We start from the raw sequence: 20,112 nt of genomic DNA on the forward strand, positions 1-20,112 counted from the left end.
ATTTACTGAGCAGACTCTAAGTATCTGATATGGTTTCGACGCCAAATTAGCAAATTTTATTTTAAACTCCGTGAATCAGCCGAATTGGCTATCTACCCGCAACTGCTTGCCGCCAGGGGACGCCCGATGCAACAAAAACCGAATCATGCCGTCGTCCTCGCGTGGCTTCTGGGCATCAGTTCTATCCTACCCGGAACTCCCGCATTCGCCGACCCGCCCAAAACCGAGGAGGTGTTGGGCGTGTTGGGGATGGATCAAGGGCAGATTGCCGAACTAGCGCAAGGCCAACCCGTCGCTTATGCCTTAAACGAAGGCAGTGACGATGAGATTGCGGCGGGCATCGCTTGGCTTCTGCCTCTTCCTTTAGTCAAGGTAGCCGAACATTTACGGCAGCAAAACCCTGATCCGCTAGACGTTGATATCACGGCGTACGGATTGTTGAAAGAGCACCTCGGTTCAGCTTCCTTGGCCCCCGTCGTCCTGTCCAGAGAAGAAGCCGAAGCCTTATCGGATGCCGAACCGGGCGACGAATTCAATCTGTCCGCCGCCGAGATCGACAGTCTAAAAACGCTCAAGCAAACCCATAATTTCTTTGAAGGCGCGGTCTTACAGCACTACCGGGAGATTCTGTTCCGGCGCTTCAAAGCTTATCGGCGCGGGGGAACATCTGCGATAGCGCCTTATGTTCGGGAGGATGGCCCGGATTCCAAGCCTTCCTTGGAACTCCGTCAGGCCGCCAACGCCAGCGTCATCCTGGCGCGTTACTTTCCCGCCTTGCACAAGGCATGGATCGAGTACCCAAAACCTTTGCCGACCGGAGCGATCGAAGCCTTCCCCTGGGTCGAAAAAAAAGTCGAAAGCCGTCCGGCGGTCATCCTGAGACACCGCATCAGTATGGATTGGAACGGCGGCCTCTTGGTGTTGACCCGTGAATTCTATGCGCCGCATTCCTACAATTCCAGCCAGTGGATAACCGGCTGCCTGCCCTATCGCGACGGTACGGTCGTCTTTCAGCAGGTGCACAGCTATACCGACCAGGTGGCGGGCATAGCCAGCGATGTCAAACACATCATCGGTCGAAAGTTACTGAAAGACAAAATGCTCAAGTCTTTTAAGCGCCTTTGCGGTGACATGGGCCAATGCCATTGATTAACTCTGGCATGGCCGTTTCAAGCACTCGCCCGCCCAAGGCTTGTGGTGAGCCTGTCGAACCATCAGCGAAATCAAATGATTCAGGATTTGCGGCAATCGTTACGGGTGTGCCGAAGCGGCATTTCCAAGTTCCTGCCGAAACGCGTCGAATTCCTTTTGCCAAGCCGCTTTGTTGTGTCCCCAATTGCCTTCGGCCAACAGCTTCTCGCCCTGCGCAAATTCGGCTTTTACCTGGGTAAGAAAAGTCTCGTCGCCATCACCCCACAGTGCCTGGGCATAAAACAGATGATTCAGCGGATGCCCTGGATGTTCCTTGACCGCCTTTTCCAGCAGTTCCAGCGCCTTGTCGAGATCGCCAATGCCATTGGGCCAAGCCGGGGCTTTCAGATAGAGCGCGCCCAAAAGACGTATCGGACCGCCGTCGTCGATATCCGGAGTCAAGGCCAGCGCCTGTTTCATCTCGCTTTCGAGCCGACCCAGGTTCTTCATGGCCACGGTGATGTGTTCGCGCACCGCCAGGCCAAGGTTGGCCGCCAGATAATAATGCACTGCCCCCTCCTCGTCGCCCTTATGCGTCAGGGCGGTTTCGGCAAGCTCCACGCCTTCGGCGGCCAGCTTTTCGCGTTTTTCCGGGTTAGTTTCGCGCTCGGCCAGATGCAGGCAAAGGCGGCTGCCTAGCGAGGTCCGCAGCAGCGCAATATCCTGGCTGTCGCGCAGAACAGTCAGCGCACATTCCAGGGTATGGGTGTCGCTCAATGGGCCGAGCAGGCTTTGTTTGGCGGAGATCTTATCTGCCGTCTGCTTGGGGCAATCGGAATGCCGATCGAATCGAACATGATCGCTCTGGAGCCCGGCGCAGCCCGTAACAAATGCCAGCATCGAAACGGCCGCAAAAAATCGTGTGTGACGCAAAATCTTAACTCCCCTTATCCCACAGCTTGATCATCGGTTCGAACACAGCCGGGTCCACGGCGGCGAAGGCCTCGACTCCGAACAGCTCGCACAATTTTTTGCCTTCGGTATCGGCACACATCCCCTCCAGCGCCTTGCTGAAGCGGGCGCGTTCTTCCGCGGTCGTGATAGTACTGTTGGCCACCACGCCCATCAGCGGGATTTCCTCGGACGTGAAGACCGCTTCAAGCGGCTTCTCCAAATGCAGCGAACCGAGTCCGCCGAATTGCTGCTCGTTCAAAATGACGGCATCCAGTTCCCCTTTGTCCAATGCGCGCAACGCACGGATGGCTTGATTGGATTTTTTTAGCACAAAGAAACTGGCAGGATCATATTTCCCGGCAAAAACGATCTTGCCGATGTAGGATTGTTCTTCCAATACCGTGCCGCCGAGGGATTTGCCTTTCAGCTCGTCCAGGCTCTTGTACTTTCCCTTCTGCACCATCACCCGGTAACGCTCTTTGGTCAGGCCTTTGATCTTGGGCTGGACCACCGGCACCAAGTTGTGTTGGCTGCGCAGTTCCAGATAAAGACCCAAAGAGGTGATCGCGAACTTGGGATGCTTTTCGGCCATCCGTTGTCTGCATTCGTCCGATTTTGCGGTAAACAAGCTGATGAAGCTATTCTGCTGCCACTGGCCGACGCGCTCCACTACCCGCAGCATCGAACTCATCGCCTCGTTGGCGTCCTTGACATTAACGAGGCCGCCGGGATAGCACACCACGATCATTTCGGGATTGGGCGCGGCGTTTGCGGTGATGGAAGCCAATAGGCTGGCAATAATAAGACAGGTTTTTCGCATTATGGTTTTCTCCTGGAATCCAATAATTGGCCGATGGCCGGGGCCACGATAAGGGTTGCGGTCAGACAGCACACCAATCCGAGGGTGATGCTGATGCCCAGTGAGGACACCCCCTGGTAGCTGGCCAGGGTGATGGCGCCTAAGCCGGCCAACTCGGTGCCCGCGGCCAGTCCGATCACCTTGCCGGCGGCCAGGCTGACTTCTAAGGGTGAGTGGCCCTTCAATTCGCTCCAGCGATAGCTGAACCACACGCCGTAATCCACCGCCAACGCAATCACGAGAGGCAAGGCGACGATATTCGCGAAATTGTAGCGAATGCCGCCCAGGGCCATAAGCCCCAGCATCCAGCCGCCGCCGATCAGCAAGGGCAGCGCCGCCAGCGCGAAGCCGCGCACGCTGCGCGTCGCCGCCATAATCCAGAGCAGGCACAGCACCAGGGCCAACTGCGTACCGCGAGTGAAACCGTCCACCACAGCCTTGGAAAACACCTGGTGCGTGGTCGGAAAACCGGTCGCGTCGGGCGAGATGCTATATACGTCTTTTATTAATGCGTCGAGGTTGGCGGGATCGTACACGGTTTTTGCCGGGAAAGCATAGACCGCAATGCTGCCGTCTGCGCCAAAGAAGCGGTCGCGCAGGGCGGGTGGCAACTGTTCAGGGGAAAGTGGCTGGGCCTGCCGCCAAGTGTCGATGACTTTGAGCCCGGTATCCGCACCGGACAGTAAGGCGCGCAAGAAGCTCTCGGTGCGCACCCTGCCCTGTTCGCCATCGGCGGCGAGTTTGGCTGAAATGTCTGAAAGCTGTCCGCGCACATTCTCCAAACTCTCGACCAGTTTGGAATGTCCGGCGGAAAATGCCTGCTCCTGGGCTTCGTCGATAATGGGGGTGCTGTTTTCGAGCACTGCCCGCAATAACTCAAATGATTTTTCGGACAAGCCCGCCCGGTCGAGTGCAGCGACCTGCCTGGAGTAGTCTGTCCGGGCGAACGACTCGCCGATGCTCACGGCTTTGTGGAGACGTTCGCCGCTGTCCTCAGGAAACAGACTGGTCAACGACTGCGCCTGGGCAATCGTGTTGAGCTTGCCCGCTTCACGGGTAATCCGCCGGGCCTCGGCCATGTCCTTGGCTGTGAAAATGATGACTTCAGCCTGGTAGTCGCTCTCCGCCACCATGCGGCGTTGATAATAGGCCGCCTGGGAATCTTTAGGCAACATGCCCAGCAGGTCGTAGTCGAAGGGGATACCGAGACCCTTGACTCCGCCGAAGACAGCGCAGCCTATGGCCAGAATCACCAGAGCCACTGCGGCAGGCTTGGGGAACCTGCCACTGTATTTCCCAAGTCCTGCCGGAACTGTCTGCGTGATTGCCGAGTTAATCTCTTTCAATTTAGGCGGCAGCAAGGCGTAAAGCGCAGGCTGGACCATCCAGGTGCTGATCAGGATCATTAGCACGCCTTTGGCCGCCACCAGGCCCAGTTCGGCGAAACCGGGGAAGTCGACCGTGGCCAGGGCGCCGAAAATCAGCAACGAAGCACCGCCCGCCGTCAGCACCGCGATAAAGGATGAGCCAATGCCGGCTCCGATGGCTTCCACCAAAGGCTTGCCAGCCCGTCGCTCCTCGGCGATGCGCGAGGAGGTGAAGATGCCGTAGTCCGCCCCCAAACCGAACAGGATCGCGATGAAGGCGGCGGTGATGATGGTCAGATGGCCGACGGTGACCAGGGCCAGCCCCAAACTCCACAGCACGCCGAGTCCCATAGGGATGAAAATCAGCACAGCCCAGCGTACGCTGCGGACCACCAACAAGATCAATGCGGCTATCAGGCCTGCGGAGGTGAATATCACCAGGGTAATATCCTTGCGGATATTGACGTATTCCTCATACTCTATGGCGGGTAACCCGGTCAGACCCACGGTAGGAGGAATGTGGCCTGCGGCTTTGGCTTGTCCTGACAATGCCGCCGACACCTGCTTGACCTTCTCGACGAAGGGGCCAAGATACTCGAAATCCCCGGAAGCATTTTTCGGGTGGACGAACAAAAACAGCATCTTCCCGTCGCGCGAGGCAAAATAGCCATCGGCCATGCCCCCTGCCCCGTTTTTGGCCAGCAGCCGGCTCCAGTCCAAAGCGGCGGGCGCTGATTCGGCGGACAGCCAGCGCTGCCACTCTTCCAGGAAAAACGCCGCCAGGTTCAAGCCGGCTTCGGCGGTTTGCAGGTCGGTGTCGGTCCCGCCCAGTGGCGGGTGGTCTTTGGCCCAACTCAACGCTTTGCTCAGATTTTCTTCCAATCCACCGCCCGGAATGGGCCGTTTCGCCATCGCAGTCAACTTGTCCAGACCCTCGGCCGGCATCAGTAGGTAGGAATGGTCCAGGAAAAATGCCATGTCAAGACGGGATGTCGCCTGGCCGATCTCGGGTTCCGCTCTTAGCTTGGCAGCCAGATCGTTGGCAAAGGATTCCAGTTCGCTACGGGGCGCTCCCTCCAATACGACCATTAGATCGGAGGCGGCGCCGAAATTTTTCAGGAAAGCGTTGAAGCGCTTCGCAACGTCTGTGTTCTGCGGCAGCAGCGCCTGCCGCGAGGTGTAGACCGGGAGCTGCACTGTCGCCCAGAGGGCCAAAACCGAGAGCGATAAGGCTAATCCCAAGATCTTCCAAGGGTTTCGGGCAAAGCATTCGGCGAGTTTGGCGGCGCGATGGGTGATATTCATTAATCAGAAATGTTGTAAATCAATTCGTTGAAGCAGCTTGAGCCGCCTCCTTTCTGGCCAGATACGCCTCCCACTTGCGTGTGCTGAGACGCTGGAACATCGGCACGACCGGATTCAGTTCTATAGGCGGCGCATTCCAGTAGGCTTCATAGCTTAACATCTCGGCTTCCAGGGCGACACCGTCTTGATCGAGTATCGGTTTGAACACCAGAGCCTTGGCGATATTCAGCACCCACTGAGTCAGCCACTTCGGGGTTTTGATCGAAAGCAGCGGAATCGTCAGCGCATCGAAATAAAACAGGAAAAACACCCGGGTGGTCCGCTCGTTGATCGGAAGCATAAACGACCAGTTCTTGATGCTGCCGCCGGTGTTGGTCCATTGGTAGGGATACTCGTAGCACAATTCGATGGAACGGGTATTGACCCGGTTACGATCAACGAAAAGCCCGGAAATCCGGCCGCCGGCCATATAGGTATCATAAGTCAGGTAAACCCGATCGTCATCGGCCTCGTGATGAGTCAGTTTGGCGTCGATGAAAGGCTTGTATTTACGGTGCAGGAAGGCATGGGAGAAATCGCAGATATTCTCCATCACCATCGAATGATGTGTCTGCCAAGTGTAATCCACGGCAAAGCTGGCCCACGTGTTATCCCCGGTGAGTTCGGGTATTTCCGGTATCTTGTGCTCGGCGGCCCGATCCGGATCGCCAGGGAAAAGCCAGATCAGGCCGTAGCGGACTTGCACGGGATAAGTCCGCAGCTGTTTCTTGATCAGCGGCTTGCCGAAGCTGTCGTGGGAGTAATCCTCCAGCCAGCCTTCCCTATTGTAGGCCCAGCCATGATAGGCGCAACGCAAACTGCACTTGTCCACCGCGCCCTGGCTGAGCTTGAGCTGGCGGTGCGCACAGCGGTTCTCTACGGCCGCGAGTTCGTTGTCTTCGCCGCGATAAAGGGCAATGGGGGTGTTCCAGAAAATGACCTCCTTCACCTGGCCTTTTTTTACGACGCCGTCGTGTTCCACCACATACCAGCGATCAGGGTCCATGCCGGCGGCACGTGCCTTTTGCCGGGAAGTCTTGGCTTCCGCAAAGGCGGGGGGCGGAGTTATTGTCTGAGTGTTGTTCATCTTCGGAACTCCGATTCGCGGTTAAGCAGGGATGCGTTTGTACTTTACTTGCCGGGGACGATTAAGCCCCTGCGCACGAAATCTTCGTAAGCTTCCCGCACCGCTTGGGACAATGGGGTGGGCTGGTAGCCCAATTCTTGTTTAGCCTTGTCGTGGTCCGCCTGCCGGCGCATCTGAAGCAAGCGCACCGCCGCCGGCGTGAAACGCCTAGGCAGGTTCGGAAATATCCGATACCAGGTCTTGTCGGTCACTTCGGCCAGCGCGGCCATCAGCAACGGCGGCATCCGCAGCCGAGGCAATGGGCGGCCGGTGACTTCCCGGAACAGCGCCATCAGATCATCCACGCTGGCGTAGGCTGTGCCAATAATATATTTCTGCCCTGAGCGTCCATGCCGCATCGCTAAAACATGCCCTTCGGCAATATCTCGCCCGGATACGAATTCGAAGCCTCCGGGAATATAGGCGCGCAGATTGCCGTGCGCGAAATCAATCAGTACGCGGCCCATCCGAGATGGCGCATAATCGTGGGGGCCGATGATCGCGCAGGAAGTAGCAACCACCACGTTCAGGCCGTCGGCATGGGCCTTGAGACATTCATGTTCGGTGAGATGCTTGGTGAAGCCATAGGGCAGATGTCGATCGAAAGGATAGAATGGCATGCCTTCATGGCTGGAACGATCGGGCTCGTAACCGGTGGCGCTCAGCGATCCCGACACCACCACCTTGTCGACGTTATGGTGCCTGGCTGCCTGGAGAACATGGATGGTGCCGAGGACGTTGGTATCGAATAGTTCGCGCTTATGCGCCGCGCTCCCATCGATCGTCGAAACCAGAGCGGCGCAATGGTAAACGCGGGTACAGCCGCGCACAGCCACGGAAACCGCATCAGGGCTACGAAGGTCCGCGAACACACGCTCCACATCCAGGCCATCGAGTGCCCCATTGTCGCGTACGGAATGCATCATCACCCGCACTTGCTCGCCATCGGCGAGCAGGCGACGAACCAAATTGGCGCCCAGATGTCCTGTGGCTCCGGTAACCAGCGTGATGCCTTTAGTCATAATTTTAATCCGCTGTATTGACACCCAGAATGGAGCACATGGAGCAGGTTGAAGAGTTCGGATTCATGTCACCCGCTTTAACGAGCTATCGGAAAAAACATCATAGGCATTTTGCAATTGGGTATTCCGGCCATCACAATTCTAACCAAGTTTAATGAGTCATTATACTGTGTCCGGCTAAGTTCTGTTGGTATTTGCTTACAGACGCAAATTCATACAGATCAATCAGTTAAAATTTCCAATCCGATCATTGGATCTTATCCTATCGATTTGCATAGAAAACCCGCAAGCCGTCGCGATAATGCTGCTTACGAAGGTTTACGTTCTACGCCCCACAGCATCATCGATAGCATCCAGCAAAACCTGACCGTCAACCGGTTTGCGCAAATAAGCGACAATGCCGTTATTCATGGCGAGTTCGTAGGCTTCTTCACTGTCATTGCCGGTGATTACAATCACCGGCAATTTCGTACGATTCAGCGCAAGTTGTTCCAAAACCGCAAAGCCGTTCATCGGCATCATATTCAGATCGAGCACGACGCAGTCCGGCCGGCCGGTTTCCAGGAAGCGCAGGAAATCGGCGCCGCTAAGGAATGTTTTTGCCGTAAGCCCGGCGGAACGCAACAACCGCTCAAGGCCTTTGCAAACGGACTCCTCATCATCTATGACGGCTATAACAGCCTTATCGGTATTCATCGTGGCGTCACTTTAGCGGGTTTGGCGCATCAGAGATAATGGACTTTGGTCTAATATATTCATGGCTCTCGGATACCTCGCCGCCATGCTCGAAAACCAGATGCCCCCCATCCGTCATCAGCTTCAACACGCGTTTGCTCCCCGGCAAATCGAAACTGACCGCTGCGCTCAAATGCCTCAGATACTCGGCATAACGCGATCCCGCTCCACATTCGGCCAATGTCGCCGCCCCCTGCGCTATCCTGATGAGACGGCCTTGCAGGCTGTATTGACCCTGCATACGGTTACAATCGGCTTTGATCCGATAGGATCCGTTTGGCAGTAAAGTCAGCGTGTATTGATTCGGATCGTCAATAGCGAAATTGCGCACTTTCGATGTATCCTCAAAACGCGTCCATTTCCAGACGATGCTGGTAATATTTGTATTCGAAGCGCTTGCCGCAACCCCATCAGCACTTTGTGCCCATTTGCCGCCACGCAGGCTATAGGCTTGTTTCGCTTGCCGCGTTGGACAGCACATCGGATCGCGTGGACCGAACGTGACTGTTTCCACATTGACTACCCCGGCGGCGATCGACAACGCGCGGATCCGAACGCGGTCGCCCAGTAAAACGCTATCCTGCTGCCGGGGTTCATTGCCGGTATTCCGCATCGCTACGAGATACTTCAACGTTCCCGAACCGCCGCTTTGCCATGCCAGAATGACCGCGGCATCGCTGAGTCCGTCACCGTCCAGATCGCCGAAAGCCGCTTTCTCCAAAGTGACCTTATGTCTCTGCGTCATGCCTTCTCCGTACGTGTGCAGATACTCGCCGTTGGCGAGCCGAAATATGCCCAATTCATCTATCCGGTAAGTTGCATTGTTCAGGACATTCTCGGTCAAAGCCGGGCTTACATGGCTATGATTGGGTTTATCGGCGACATTCCCGCCGTGGGTAATGCCACATGCCGAGAGCTGGGCAAGAACCATCGGTAACACAGCCGCCGATAACTTACAGAAATGCATTTCTAACTCCCCACCCGATAGCAGCGCCGATTTTGAGGGTTCGACGGAGGCAACCCTTGCTAAAGGACGGGATTTTCAACCCCGTCCGGCTCAAGATAGAGTTACAGACCTATCATTGGACGCTGTAACCCCGCCCCATCATGCATGAACCAAAAGCTTGATCAAAGGCTTGAGACGACGTAGCGCTTTGTTGAGAGGCCTCGCGGCGATCGTGCCTTTGTTTGGTCCCACCGACAACAACGCCGGCGGCTGCGGCAGATTTGGCTTCGTTTTGACGGTATTCTTGCTTGATGTCGTCGTTCACATTGCCGTAGGCGCCGCGTTGCCGCCCTTGCGCCTCGGCCTTTGCCGCACCCGCCATCGCGCCTGCAGCCGCCCCCTTCGCTCGGCCGCCAGTCGGAGCGGCTGGCTGGGTTTGCGAACCGGAAGACTGTTGTGCGATTGAAGTGCAATCAGCCTGATCCCTTTGGATCTGATCCGGAGTTTGCCCCTGCATCGGTGTAACCGTAAGCGCCGAAACGCCTGATGAAAATGTGGAGGTGAGTAACAGGATGCTTGCGCCCATTGTGAATGACAAAGATGTGTGTTTCATGGTTATTCTCCTACTCTGTAAGTTATGGTTTAACCGCTATCCGATTGAACAGCGCTGGCCGCGCCGTAAACTCTCATCGTGGCCCAAGGATCAATATTGCAACTGCCCGCCCTGTTTCTTGGCTAATATCCGGGCGGCGGAGCTACAGGTGAATAAATGACACCCGCATTACCGTATGCCTGGGTATACCAGGAAGAACCGCACTGATAATAAGTCACGCCGTTAACCACAGCCGTGTTGGGAGTGCATGGAAGACTTGCGGAACTCGATGGCGGCGGCGCATAGACGACGGTCGTAGAAGGGGCCGTTGTGGTTGTCGACTGGCCAGCCGCGTAGCCTCCCATCGCGCCCAGCGCGGCGGCTCCGATCGCGACGGCGGCGACTTCGCCATCGTCCCAGTTGTCATCATCGTAATGCCCAGACGGTGGCGGGTAATACCCTCCGCCGTGGTAGGACTGCGCGGTTTGCTGCCTCGCTTGCGTCCGATCGGTGGAACCCTCCTGGCGCGTGTCAGTTCTGGCAGTGTATCCTTCTTGACGCTCCTCGACGTTTTGATTCGAGTATTGCTGCCGCTGGGCCTGATTCGCCGTCGAAGTCGTCTGACGGCCTTGCTGGGTCGTCGCACGGTTCGTGGAAGCGGTCTGAGCGGTCTGCGACCGGCCAGACGCTCTGGACGCGGAGGCCGCCGAAGTTCCGGCTCCTCTCGATCCGTATTGTCCCGCGCCGGACGAGAGGCTGCCGCTTGCGGCGGCGCCGCTACGGGAAAACCCGCCGCCGCCAGCACCGCCTCCACCGGAGAAGCCACCCCTTGCGCCTCCCCCGCCGCCACCGGAGAAACCGCCTCCGCCCCCGCCGCCTCCACGCCCACGGGCGACAGCATCATCGACGGATCCTATGAGTAAAACGATCGTGGCCGTCATAGCCGTAACGATAAAGTAGGGTTTGGTATTCATTTTTTCCCTCCGGTTTGTTCTGTTTTTTTAGGGCCCTCAAGCGCGACTTGGGGCAACTGTGCGAGGAAGGCAATCTTCCGTGCCCCTTCGGGTGGCGTGAACACGAACAGGTTATCCTGAATGGCGGGGGCAAGGTTCCAATCGGAAAATACCGCTCTGAACGACGGCTGGCCGTCCGCATTCTTGTAGGTCAGCACCACGCGGAGCGGCAACGGCTGGGCGCCCGCCGGGACCCAGACCTGATAATCAACCGTTTCGGTACGTCCCGCCAAGTGATGGACCGGTGTCCCGTGAATCACGTCTTTCTCCACATAGTCGAGCGCCTGCGTCCGATTTTCGAGTTCGGCCGGAAACCGGCTGAGCAGGAGCGCGGCAAGCGGCAACCGCATGTGCAGATCCTTCAGGAAATAGGTGACCGCCTCGTCAATGCCTCCGGGTTTGGAAACTTGTGCATAGACGTTCTGCGTCGGACTAAAAGTCGTGATCGTCTTGCCGTCGTACAGGACGAGATGCTTCTCGCCGTCGCTATGTTCCACCTCCACCCTAAGCCCATTGGGCCGGCTCACGGTGATCCTCCGACTCTCGCCGAATTCGATCTTCTGACCCGATTCCTGGAGCACTTCGAAACTGCCCGCCAGGTTCACGGTGAAGCGCGGAGTCTTGGCCAGATACTCGGCCATGCTCATGAGTATTTTTTTGGGATCGCGCTCCGTTGCGGCCACTGGCGTTTCCGCCGAGATAACGGCAGCCGTGGGTTGTGGCCGAATTGCCGCTTGTTCCTCTGCGCAGCCCACCATGATCAACGGTGCTATTGCACACAGAACAGAGCGTGTTAAGCTCCAACGATATTTTTTCATGGTTTCCTCTCCTCTTGATGAGTATCAAAATAAAATTAACGACCCTTTGCACCGGCTTCCGATCACTTGGGCACGACCTAGATTGTGGGGCCGCGGTCGTTCCCGTCGCGAGATCAATAACAACCTTGTTCAGTCCGTCCGTGACTGTGAACACTGCTTAAGACACCTTAAAAACACTAATCGGTAATCTACCAACATCAGTTGCCCGCGGCTATTGGACTTTAGGCTTAGTCGCTTTGAAGAGACCGCTCAAAAAAATCACTCAGACGGAGTATTTTTTAAAAACGGAGGCTGCTTTGATGTAAACATCCATCCCGCTAAAGCCCTTCTCCCCAGCGGTACTGCCAGGTAATTCCGATCGTGTCGAAGAAGCTATCGGTTCGGGCGTGAACTACGGTATTGCCGGAAATCTTGATCGAATTCTGCTGGTTGAGCGGAAACGAAAGCGTGGCCCCGACACGCCAATTCTGTTGAAGGTTATCGGCGGTTTTGTCGTCCCTGGTGACACGACCGCCGGTGTAATAATTGGCGTCCAAAGCGCCCCATATGCCCGACCCGAAACTGTAAATCAGATGCCCTTGAAAGTTATAGAGGGGTGCCTGTTCCTGGGTCTTTGCCAGGAACGGCTGGTCGTTATCGGTAAAGACGAACACCCCGGCAGCGAATTCGCCGATCAATGGTCCCCATGCCTTGGAAAGGCCAATTTCGGGTTTGATGGTCCAGCGATTGGTGCCGATATTGACCAGTTTCTGCGGATCGTATTGCCCGCCCGGGGGCGATACCGCAAGACTGGCGCCGATAATGGTGTCCTGCCGGTACCTGGCGAACTCTTTCATCGACAGAGCCGGAGCGCCGTAAAGATTCAAGTACAAACGAAAGAGTGGATCGGCAAAACCGGAGATTTCCCGGCTTTTTTGCTGCCTCAGGACATCCGCCTGGCCCGATAACCAAGCCTGGGGGAGGATGATGTCAACCTTGCCTGACTTTCCCCATAAATCCAGTGAACGCACATAGGCAAGAAAGCTACTGTGAATTTCCATCTTACCGTTCTCAATCGGCACCGATGGGGCAAACGTCACATTGCCTTTGGTATAAGCGTATCCGGCGAGCAGAAAATTGACTCCGACAGGGATGTTGGAATAGGACCGAGGTTCGATGTCCGTCGCGCATACCGAAGATGACGTTATTACCAGAGTCGCCAGCACGGAGAGTCTGGCGAATAAACTCGGAAACCTCAAATTCGTTACCTCCCCTCTTGCAATTTACAGCATTACTGAATCCAACCTTCCTGCTGAAATCGGGTTCTTAATCTTTCAGTTATTTCATCAACAATTTGTTGGGTTCTGCCTTCGACTGTGCTGCTACCGCTCGATTCGCCATAAATCTTCATGCCTGTGTTGATAATCAGCCCGGCAGGATTGCCGGTGGCGATTGCACTGACGGCCCCCAGCGCAACGCCTGGGGTTTTGCTACCCGCCGCATCGCCGGTACCGCCTCCCACTCTTCTTAGCCCTTGAGGTGTCACTTGATAGCCTTCAACCTGCACATTCAGCTCCGATGCACCTGAACCAAAACCAATTGCGACACGCTCCGCTGTACTCCCCTCATCCACCGAAACGATATTGCCCTTAAGCACAATATCGTCGATTTGCATCGTTGTTGTCGGCGAACCCGGCTCAGCCGACAGTCCCATTTGACGAATGCTGCTGACTATACCGCTGGCAATTTCTCTGCCAATTTCAGCTTGCAGGGAGGCATTGGCTGAAGATGTCGGCGCAAAGTCATAGACCCAGATCTGGTTAGGTCTTGGCAACTGTTCGGCCGCCGCCAAACCCGGGCCTGTGGTGACGGGGGCCAATTCCGGGCTTGTCGTGATGCTGGTTGAGGCACAGCTGGTGATTAGTAGTACTAAATATAGGTAAAAGAGGTTAGTTGATACTTTTTTCATTTTAATGGTTTCCATAATCTTAAAACTATAACCAGTCATTATATTCCTGCACAAACAGGCCTCGCTATTGGACCTTAGATCAAGTCCAAGAGATCTGCTCCCCGCTAAGCTTTTCAACAAAAATTTTCATCGAAAATAAAAAAATCAGTGTTCTAATTAACAACGGGGGAATATAGTTTGCTAAATTAAAACCTCAGCAGGTAAAAATGATGAAAAAGCCAATCATACTCCTATTTTTTCTGGTTTTTACCGGCTGTGCGTCCCTGGTATATCAGGCTGAAAATTATGAAGCCTTATACGGACCGTCTACACCTAAACAACGGCGGCTGACTGAAGAGGACGCGGCCCTGAGTCAGCAGCAAAATAAAGTCTCATTTTACCAAGACGTCAAGCCGATACTGGACTCGCGCTGCGTGGTCTGCCACGGTTGTTATGATGCGCCTTGTCAATTAAAACTCGGCTCTGGCGAGGGCATTGACCGAGGTGCCACCAAACAAATTGTTTATGACATCTCCCGCTTGAAAGCCGCCGTTCCCACCCGGCTTTTTATCGATGCCTCGGATACGGCGGGCTGGAGACAGAAAGATTTTTATCCGGTTTTAAATGAACGCCGCGATTCAACAGCCGCCAATCTGGATAATTCGGTCCTGGCCAAATTAATTCAATTAAAACGCCAGAATCCGCTATCCAATACAGGAAAACTGGATAAGGATTTTGATTTTGACATTAGCCGCGACCTGCAATGCCCGACGGTAGAAGAATTCCCCAAATACCAGCACCAGCATCCCCAATGGGGCATGCCGTACGCGCTGCCCGGCCTGTCTCAGAAAGAAGAAGATACCCTGCTGCGATGGCTCAAGAAGGGAGCAAAAGTCGAGCCGCAGCCGCCCTTACCGAAACCATCAGTCGCGGAGGTAGAGAAATGGGAAAATTATTTCAACGGCCCTACCCTGAAACACCAACTCGTTTCCCGTTATCTTTATGAGCATCTGTTTATCGGGCATCTTCATTTCCAGGGACATCCCGAACAGGAATTCTTTCGCTTGGTGCGCTCGAAAACGGCCCCCGGTCAGCCTATCGAAGAAATTAATACGGTACGGCCTTATGATGATCCAGGCACGGACGCTTTTTATTATCGTTTACGGCCGGTGACCGAAACGCTTGTGGACAAGGTTCATTTCGTCTACGAATTAAGCGATCAGAAGATGCAGCGCTATGATGAACTGTTCTTTCAGCCGGATTATCAAGTCACCGCACTCCCCACCTATCGCCCCGAAGTCGCGGCGAATCCGTTCAAGGCATTCATTGAACTGCCGCTGGTATCCAAGTATCGCTTCCTGCTCGATGACGCCGAATATTTTGTGACCGGATTCATCAAAGGCCCTGTATGCCGTGGTGAAATTGCAACCGAGAGCATCAGGGATCACTTCTGGGTAGTCTTTATTCAACCTGGCTGGATTGATCCCCATAAAGTGACCCAGGCTCTGGCCGAAAACAACCAGGTTCTGGGTTTGCCCGGAGAAGAGGCTGATAAAATCGGCTTGTTCGGATTTACCAAGTATGATGAGTTCGGCAAGCAATACCTCAAAATTAAAGATGCGTTTATTAATCTGATACTGCCCAAAGATCAAGGGTTTGATCTGAATTATATCTGGGACGGGGACGGCGAAAATCAAAATGCGGCGCTGACCATTTTCAGACATTTCGACAGCGCCACCGTGACGAAAGGCCTTATTGGAGATACCCCGTTAACGGCCTGGGTGCTTGATTATCCGATTTTTGAACGGCTGCATTATTTATTGGTTGCCGGTTTTAATGTTTATGGTACAGCAGGGCATCAGGTCGCAAGCCGGACCTATATGGATATTTTACGTCAGGATGGTGAAGACAATTTTTTACGTTTTATGCCCGCGATGCAGCGCCAGTCGATCTATAACAGTTGGTATTTGGGTAAGGATGGTTTGCGGACGGCTGACGCCTTATTCAGCATCGGCCATGCAACCCGGATAAAATACCAATCCACGGATTATAAAAAGGAATTCTTTGCTCAGGTCAGACAGCGACTGGGCAAGGCGGCTGGTCCCGTCGATGGCATTAACCAATGTCCGCAAGAGGATTGCATCAGAGCGGGTACCACTCCCGTTCAACAGCAAGTCGATCGCGAAATGCGCCAGCTTGCAAAATTGAAAGGGCTTGATTTGGGTGCATTACCGGAAATGTCCCTGCTCCGGGTAAAAACCGGCGATCCAGAAGGAGACCTGGTCTATACCCTGCTGATCGATAAGGCCTACAGCAATATCTCGAAAATGGTGTCCATGGACTCCCGCAGGCTGCCTGAAAACGACAGGATTACGATCGTCCCCGGTTTTGTCGGCAGCTATCCGAACTTTTTCTTTAGCGTAGAAAAAAACCGACTGGGCGAGTTTGTGAATAAAATTCAAAGCGCCAGGTCCGAAGCTGATTTGGAACCACTCTACAGTCAATTCGGTATACGCCGCAGCAATCCCGAAATCTGGCAACAGATGGATTGGTTTAATCAACAGCATAAAAAATACCGAGGCTTACAAGCGGGACTGCTCGACCTGAGCCGCTATGAAAATCTGTAAAGAGGTAATAATTTATTAGGAGACACACTATGCTTCGGTCGTACATCGATCACATAGTTTTTTTGTCGGTGCACTGGATGATGTTCTTTGCTACGGTTGCAGCTCTCTGCGCGATTTTATACGGCTTTATTTCGATTCGGTGGATCAATAAACAACCGGCCGGTAACGCACAAATGCAGGCGATTGCCGCCGCCATACAGGAGGGCGCCAAAGCTTACTTATCGCGGCAATACCAGATCATCGCGGCGGTTGGCATGATTCTGTTCGCGCTAATTGCATTCTTCTTGAACTGGGAAACCGCAGGCGGTTTCTTTATAGGCGCGGCGCTTTCGGCAATGGCAGGCTTTATCGGTATGAATATTTCGCTGCGCGCGAATGTCCGTACCGCCCAGGCAGCCTATCAAGGCACCGATCAGGCCTTTTGGGTTGCGATCAGAGGTGGCTCCATCACCGGCATGCTGGTTGCAGGCCTCGGGCTTTTGGCCGTCAGCGGCTACTACGAAATCTTACGGCTCAACGATGTACCTGATCCCTTGCACGCGATGACTGGAGTCGCTTTCGGGGCCTCTTTGATCGCCATATTTGCCCGCCTCGGAGGGGGTATTTTTACCAAAGGTGCCGATGTCGGCGCCGATCTGGTCGGTAAAATCGAGGCCGGCATTCCCGAGGACGACCCGCGCAATCCGGCCGTCATCGCGGATAATGTCGGCGACAACGTAGGCGATTGTGCCGGCATGGGAGCTGATTTATTCGAATCATACACTGCTTCGCTGATCGCAACGATGATCCTGTCGAGCCTTTTGGTAACAGGCAATCACAACATCACCCTCTACCCGCTCGTGTTAGTCGGCATCTCGATCCTGACCTCGATCATCGGCATCTTTTATATCAAGATAGGCCGCGACGGCAACATCATCTACGCCCTGTACCGAGGGATGATCGTATGTGCCGTTTTGACGATATTGATCTATTACCCGGTCACGCAATGGCTGCTCGGAGAGACTCTGATCATCAGTGGCAAGACGGTGCCGTCTCTGAATCTTTTTTATTCGGCAGTGATCGGTCTGGGTTTAATGGGCGCCTTAATGCCGGTGACCGTTTATTATACTTCCAGCGCCTATGCCCCAGTCCGATACATTGCCAAGGCATCGACGACCGGTGATGGCACGAATGTGATTGCAGGGCTCAGTGTGTCGATGAAAGCCACGGCGGCGCCGGTGATGCTGATTTGCGCGAGCATGTGGCTAACCTATCAGCTCGCCGGTTTGTTCGGCATTGCGATTGCTTCGGTCGGCATGTTGTCGTTGACCGGTCTGATCGTCGCGATGGATGCCTATGGACCGATTACCGATAATGCGGGCGGCATCGCCGAAATGGCAAAACTGCCCCCGGAAATTCGCAAGATTACCGATGCCCTGGATGCCATCGGCAACACCACGAAAGCGGTGACCAAGGGGGCTGACATGGGGTCTGCGGGGTTTGCGGCGCTGGTGCTGTTTTCTGACTATACCACTCAACTGGGAGGGCTGGTTTGCGACCTCGGCGATATCAGAGTCATTATCGGCTTGTTGCTCGGAGCCCTGATTCCCTATGTGTTTGCCGCACTGGCCATGGAAGCCGTCGGCAAGGCCGCCGGCGATATTGTCGATGAAGTCCGCCGTCAATTTAGGGAAATTCCCGGCATCATGGATTATACCGCCAAGCCGGATTATTCCCGAGCAGTCGATATACTGACCATTTCGGCGCTCAAAAAAATGTGGGTGCCGTCTTTATTGCCGGTTTGCGTTCCGATCATCGTGGGATTCACCTTAGGTAAAGAGGCTTTGGGCGGCGTGCTGATCGGTGCAATTGTTTCCGGCCTGTATCTTGCGATCTCGATGACCGTGGGGGGAGGCGCTTTCGACAACGCCAAAAAATATATCGAGGCGGGGCACTATGGCGGCAAAGGTTCTCCCGCGCATAAGGCCTCGATCACCGGCGATACCGTCGGCGATCCCTATAAAGATACGGCCGGCCCCGCCGTCAATATCAATATCAAAATGATCAATATTGTGGCCTTGCTGATTGCGCCGTTGCTGTGAGATTAGCCGCGTTCCGACGCCGAAACGTGAAAACGAACCCCTCTATTCCACCGATGGTTCTGTTTTAAAACTCGCTTCCTTGCACTCAGCGCCCGACCTGCCAGGTTTCAATCCTGGCAGGTCTTCAGGGGAAAAATGATTCCCGGTGAAATCTTCAAGTAAATTTCTTCTTTAACTTCCAAAAAGCAACCGCCGTAGCCAGACCCATCGTACAAGCGGAACCTATCAATATCAAACCCAGAAACAAGGTTTGCCTGAACGTATAGTCCACCAATGCCTTGCCGCTGGCCTGTGCTTGCCCGACCGCCCCGCCCAATCGGGTTGACAGTTGGTCAATCCGGCCGGAAGCCAGGGTCTGATCGAAAGCTTGCAGCAATTTGACCAAATCTTGCGCGGAGGCGTTGATTTGCGCTGCGGCGGCCGTGTAGTCGTTGATCCGGAACGGCTCGGCGTTCGGGTTCGATGGCCAGGCTTGGAGTTGCCGAACCACATCTTGAAAAGACTTCAAGGTGGCTGTTGACGCATCGGACATCTGTTTGCCCGCGTCCAGTGCTTTCTCGGTCTGTCCGGCGAGACGGGTAAGTCCCGGTTCGTGCTTGTCCAGGGCCTGGACGATCTGTTCGCGCTCGGCGCTGATGAATCCCGGCAGACTCTCCACGGTCTGGCTGAAGCGGTCTGCCGATGCGGACAGTTGGCTGGCGCTGCCGAGCAGTTTTTCCATCTGCGGCATCTCCGCCGTCTGCAATATCAGCAACTCGGTTTCCCAACGGATCAGGGTCGGCATGTGTCTAGCCAAGAACAAGCCGCGTTCCGCGAACAGCCGAGTGTTGGCCAGTTCGCGCGTGGCGGGGTCGAGTCCCATCAAGGGGTCGATCGAGAGCAGATTGAATACACTGCTGGTTATGCCTTGGCGGGAACTGCGGTTGGTTTGTGCGACTTCGGACGCAAAGCTAAGCGATCCGAGATCACTCGGTGAACGCACATTCGGATGTTGCTCGTGCCACGTTTTGATCGCGGCGCGCAGTTCCACAAGCTGTTCTTTTTTTAGCGCCGTCGCGGCGATCCGCCACATCTCTTTCTCAATCTCTTGCGAGGCGCGCAGATAAGGTTTGGCGGATTCGCCGTAAAACTTGGGTATCCAATAATCCTCGACATTCATCCGGTTCAAGCTGGCCAGGATGGTCATATCGAGGAGGTTGGCATAAGTATTGGCACCCGTAACGATGGCCAATATATCATTGGTAGCGCTGATACGGCGCCTCAAAAGAGTACGCCTTCGGGTGCCCTTATCATCTTCCCGCTGCAACTTGCCGATAGCGAGATTGAGTGACTCAATAGAATTGTCAGCAATGCGGAGCAACTGGGATTGCAGTTCGACGGGATCGGTCGCCTCGGTTTCCCGAAACAGGGCGCGGATACCCTTCTCTGGCAACTCCAGGGTCGTTTTGAGTAAGTTGCAGCCGCTCACACCCAAGGCCAAGGCGAGTAGCAGAACGGCTTTCGGCACCCAACTATGGGCATCCGGACAGGAAGGCTGATGCACTGCACGCATGATTTCATCCCCCCCAAT

15 protein-coding genes are annotated in these 20,112 nt (G+C 54.9%); 3 read left to right on the forward strand and 12 right to left on the reverse strand.

Going from position 1 to position 20,112, the window contains the following annotated elements; all coding sequences use genetic code 11:
* The first annotated feature begins 126 nt into the window (after positions 1–126).
* Positions 127–1,149, forward strand: a complete 1,023-nt coding sequence (locus METLA_RS0105085; protein WP_024297524.1) for a hypothetical protein — start codon at positions 127–129, stop codon at positions 1,147–1,149.
* Between the two features lie 102 nt (positions 1,150–1,251).
* Here the strand turns inward: METLA_RS0105085 and bstC are convergent, their stop codons facing one another.
* The 11 genes from bstC to METLA_RS20605 form a co-directional block, all read right to left on the reverse strand.
* Positions 1,252–2,064: a sterol transporter outer membrane protein BstC gene (gene bstC, locus METLA_RS0105090; protein WP_245598735.1), complete on the reverse strand. Its 813-nt coding sequence runs from the start codon at positions 2,062–2,064 to the stop codon at positions 1,252–1,254.
* A gap of 4 nt (positions 2,065–2,068) precedes the next feature.
* Entirely contained in the window at positions 2,069–2,905 is an 837-nt protein-coding gene (bstB, locus tag METLA_RS0105095; RefSeq protein WP_024297526.1) for a sterol transporter periplasmic substrate-binding protein BstB, read from the reverse strand.
* Positions 2,905–5,616, reverse strand: coding sequence for a sterol transporter cytoplasmic membrane protein BstA (gene bstA, locus METLA_RS0105100; protein ID WP_024297527.1), 2,712 nt, complete (start codon positions 5,614–5,616; stop codon positions 2,905–2,907). Before bstA ends, bstB begins: the two co-directional genes overlap by 1 nt.
* A gap of 19 nt (positions 5,617–5,635) precedes the next feature.
* Positions 5,636–6,742 (reverse strand): Rieske 2Fe-2S domain-containing protein, encoded by a 1,107-nt coding sequence (locus METLA_RS0105105; protein WP_024297528.1) that lies wholly within the window; start codon positions 6,740–6,742, stop codon positions 5,636–5,638.
* 44 nt (positions 6,743–6,786) lie between these two features.
* Positions 6,787–7,803 (reverse strand): NAD-dependent epimerase/dehydratase family protein, encoded by a 1,017-nt coding sequence (locus METLA_RS0105110; RefSeq protein ID WP_024297529.1) that lies wholly within the window; start codon positions 7,801–7,803, stop codon positions 6,787–6,789.
* A gap of 318 nt (positions 7,804–8,121) precedes the next feature.
* Positions 8,122–8,499 carry a response regulator transcription factor gene (locus METLA_RS0105115; RefSeq protein WP_024297530.1) on the reverse strand — a complete coding sequence of 126 codons (378 nt, stop codon included), beginning with the start codon at positions 8,497–8,499 and terminating at the stop codon, positions 8,122–8,124.
* Positions 8,500–8,506: 7 nt separating this feature from the next.
* On the reverse strand, positions 8,507–9,283 hold the full coding sequence (locus METLA_RS0105120) for an META domain-containing protein (protein WP_161635385.1): 777 nt from the start codon (positions 9,281–9,283) through the stop codon (positions 8,507–8,509).
* A 334-nt stretch (positions 9,284–9,617) separates the two neighbouring features.
* Complete coding sequence (locus METLA_RS0105125) at positions 9,618–10,097, reverse strand: hypothetical protein (protein WP_024297532.1); 480 nt, start codon at positions 10,095–10,097, stop codon at positions 9,618–9,620.
* A gap of 949 nt (positions 10,098–11,046) precedes the next feature.
* The gene (locus tag METLA_RS20600; protein WP_029646429.1) at positions 11,047–11,907 is read right to left on the reverse strand and encodes a DUF2092 domain-containing protein; all 861 of its coding nucleotides are present in this window, start codon (positions 11,905–11,907) and stop codon (positions 11,047–11,049) included.
* Between the two features lie 317 nt (positions 11,908–12,224).
* The gene (locus METLA_RS0105140; protein ID WP_024297535.1) at positions 12,225–13,112 is read right to left on the reverse strand and encodes a transporter; all 888 of its coding nucleotides are present in this window, start codon (positions 13,110–13,112) and stop codon (positions 12,225–12,227) included.
* 65 nt (positions 13,113–13,177) lie between these two features.
* A complete protein-coding gene (locus METLA_RS20605) occupies positions 13,178–13,894 on the reverse strand; it encodes a DUF4410 domain-containing protein (protein ID WP_024297536.1) in 717 nt (238 codons plus the stop codon).
* A gap of 170 nt (positions 13,895–14,064) precedes the next feature.
* Between METLA_RS20605 and METLA_RS0105150 the strand changes: the two genes are divergently transcribed.
* Positions 14,065–16,461, forward strand: a complete 2,397-nt coding sequence (locus METLA_RS0105150) for a fatty acid cis/trans isomerase (protein ID WP_024297537.1) — start codon at positions 14,065–14,067, stop codon at positions 16,459–16,461.
* A gap of 29 nt (positions 16,462–16,490) precedes the next feature.
* The gene (locus METLA_RS0105155) at positions 16,491–18,542 is read left to right on the forward strand and encodes a sodium-translocating pyrophosphatase (protein WP_084480070.1); all 2,052 of its coding nucleotides are present in this window, start codon (positions 16,491–16,493) and stop codon (positions 18,540–18,542) included.
* A gap of 154 nt (positions 18,543–18,696) precedes the next feature.
* Here METLA_RS0105155 and METLA_RS0105160 read toward each other — a convergent pair whose 3' ends face one another.
* Entirely contained in the window at positions 18,697–20,094 is a 1,398-nt protein-coding gene (locus tag METLA_RS0105160) for a hypothetical protein (RefSeq protein ID WP_024297539.1), read from the reverse strand.
* Positions 20,095–20,112: the final 18 nt, after the last annotated feature.

Origin of the sequence: Methylomicrobium lacus LW14 (assembly GCF_000527095.1) — a bacterium.
Classification (GTDB): domain Bacteria; phylum Pseudomonadota; class Gammaproteobacteria; order Methylococcales; family Methylomonadaceae; genus Methylomicrobium; species Methylomicrobium lacus.